2 protein-coding genes are annotated in these 2,375 nt (G+C 71.6%); both read left to right on the forward strand.

The window, feature by feature from the left end:
* Positions 1–1,511 (forward strand): tetratricopeptide repeat protein (locus AB0O40_RS37755; RefSeq protein WP_365050875.1); only part of this gene is annotated, 1,511 nt, incomplete at its 5' end.
* A 254-nt stretch (positions 1,512–1,765) separates the two neighbouring features.
* Positions 1,766–2,375 (forward strand): NB-ARC domain-containing protein (locus AB0O40_RS37760; protein WP_365050878.1); only part of this gene is annotated, 610 nt, incomplete at its 3' end.

The raw sequence follows: 2,375 nt of genomic DNA on the forward strand, positions 1-2,375 counted from the left end.
GGTGGCTGATCGTCTTGGACGACATCGCCGACCCGGCCGACCTGATCGCCCACCCTGGCTCGGGCCAGCGTTTCAGCCTGTGGCCCCCGGCCAGCGCGCACGGGCGGGTGCTGGTCACGACCCGCTGCCGGGACGCCGCTCTCTTCGGTGAAGGCCGGCGCCGCATCGACGTGGGCTTGTTCAGTCGGGAGGAGTCCCTCGCCTACCTCGCCTCCGCTCTGGCGGCGCATGGCCGGGTCGAGCCTGCCGACGAGCTCGCCGCCCTCGCTGACGACCTCGGGCACCTGCCCCTCGCCCTGGCCCAAGCGGTCGCCTACCTGATCGACGCGGGCGAGACCGCCGCCGACTACCGCCAGCTCCTGGCCGACCGCACCACCACGCTTCACCGCCTCGCCCCCGACTCCCTGCCCGACGAACAAGCCACCGCCGTGGCCGCGGCCTGGTCCCTGTCCATCGACCGCGCCGACACCCTCCAACCGGCAGGCCTGGCCCGCCCGATGCTCCAGCTCGCTGCCTTCCTCGACCCCGCCGGCATCCCCCAACCCGTCCTCACCAGCGAAACAGCGCGGGCGTACCTCACCGCCCACCGCACCGCCTCTGACGACAGCCCGGGGCAGGCCACTGTCTCGCCCACCGACGCGGTACGCGCCCTACGCGCCTTGCACCGCCTGAGCCTCATCGACCACCAACCCTCCACCCCCTACCAAGCCGTCCACATCCACCAGCTCATTCAGCACGCCACGCGCGACACCCTCACCCCGGACCAGCACCATCAGAGCGCGCGCACCGCCGCCGTCGCTCTACTGGAAGCCTGGCCCGCGATCGAACGCGACACCAGCCTCGCCCAGGCCCTGCGCGCCAACACCAGCGCACTCATGCACCACGCCGACGACAGCCTGTACGAGCCAGACGCACACGCGGTGCTCTACCGCCTCGGCCACAGCCTCGGCGAGTCAGGACAAACCACGGCCGCCGCCGACCACTTCCGGCACCTTGCCGCTGCCGCACGCAACAAGCTGGGCGAGGACCACCCGGACACCCTCGCCGCCCGCGGCAACCTCGCCACCTGGCGGGGGACGGCTGGGGATGCGGCCGGCGCAGCACAGGCCTTCGCCGACCTCCTCGAACCCATGATCCGGGTACTGGGCGAAGACCACCCCAACACCCTCACCACCCGCAACAACCTCGCCCACTGGCGAGGCCAGGCGGGGAATGCGGCTGGGGCAGCGCAGGCCTTCACCGACCTGCTGACCGACCGAATCCGGGTGCTCGGCGAAGACCACCCCAACACCCTCACCACCCGCAACAACCTCGCCCACTGGCGGGGCGAGGCGGGGGACGCGGCTGGGGCAGCCCAGGCCTTCACCGACCTGCTGACCGACCGAATCCGGGTGCTCGGCGAAGACCACCCCGACACCCTCACCACCCGCAACAACCTCGCCCACTGGCGCAAACGAGCAGAAGACGGCTCCACTGAGGCGGGCACCAGCCAAGGGAACCAGCAGCCGTGAGGCCGTTCCGACACGGCAGTAGTGAGGGTTCGTCGGGGAAGGCGGTGCCGGCGGAGCGAGGGTTGTCGGCGGGTGAGGGCATCGGCTTGGGTGTGACAGGCGACGGCAATCAAATCTCGTTCGACAGGGTCGTGAACGGCGACGATAACTCGATCACCCACCATCACCACCCGCGTGCCGGCGGGCGGGCCGCGTGGCCACATCAAGTGGGCGTGGTCCCGGCGCCAGCGCGGTCCTTTCAACACCGCGGGGAGGTGGATCGGCTGCGGGCGGCCGTCGAAGGCGGCGGTACCGCGGTCCTCTCCCAGGTCCTGGTCGGGATGGGTGGGGTCGGCAAGACCCAACTCGCCGCCGACTACGCCCGCGCCGCCTGGGACGACGGCAACCTGGACGTCCTGGTCTGGATCACCGCGAGCACGCAGTCGGCGGTGGTCAGCGGGTTCGCCCAGGCCGGTGCCGAGTTGTGCGGTGCCGACCTTGAAGACCCCGAGCGGGCCGCGAGGCAGTTCCTGGCCTGGCTGGCCCCCAAGAGCGGGCAGCAGGTGTGCCGGTGGTTGATCGTGCTGGACGACGTCGCGGACCCGGGTGACCTGATCGTTCAGCCGGGCGACCCGGCGCGCCGTTTCAGCCTGTGGCCGCCGGCGAGCTCGAGCGGGCGGGTGCTGGTCACCACCCGTTGCCGGGACTCGGCTCTGTTCGGGGAGGGCCGGCGTCGGATCGACGTCGGGCTCTTCACCCCGGAGGAGTCCTTCGCGTACCTCACTGCCGCGCTGGATGCCCAGGGCCGCGTCGAGCCCGCTGACCAGCTCGCTTCGCTTGCTCACGACCTCGGGCATCTGCCCTTGGCGCTGGCCCAGGCGGTCG

The organism is Streptomyces sp. NPDC089919 (assembly GCF_040684615.1).
Classification (GTDB): Bacteria; Actinomycetota; Actinomycetes; order Streptomycetales; family Streptomycetaceae; genus Streptomyces.